1 rRNA gene is annotated in these 276 nt (G+C 40.2%); it reads left to right on the top strand.

Annotation, left to right across the window (positions count from 1 at the left end):
- The first annotated feature begins 159 nt into the window (after positions 1-159).
- A 5S ribosomal RNA gene (rrf, locus tag H5158_RS23020) occupies positions 160-274 on the top strand.
- Positions 275-276 lie beyond the last annotated feature (2 nt).

Below are 276 nucleotides of genomic sequence, written 5' to 3'. Positions count from 1 at the left end.
GTACTAATTACCCGTGAGGCTTAACCATACAACGCCAAACGCGTTTTATGTGATAGTTGATAGCGCAAGAAGTTAATAGACTAAAGTAGATTTACTGAAAACTTTATTATCAGAATTCCAAATTTTAGTTAATTGCTAACGCGATTAACACCGTATTTGCTTGGTAACAATAGCGTTTTGGACCCACCTGACCCCATGCCGAACTCAGTAGTGAAACGAAACAGCGCCGATGATAGTGTAGCATTTGCTATGTGAAAGTAGGACATTGCCAGGCTC

Origin of the sequence: Pseudoalteromonas sp. SR45-6, assembly GCF_014163545.1 — a bacterium.
In the GTDB taxonomy this organism is placed as follows: domain Bacteria; phylum Pseudomonadota; class Gammaproteobacteria; order Enterobacterales; family Alteromonadaceae; genus Pseudoalteromonas; species Pseudoalteromonas rhizosphaerae.
This window is presented reverse-complemented; position numbering and strand designations above follow the sequence as displayed.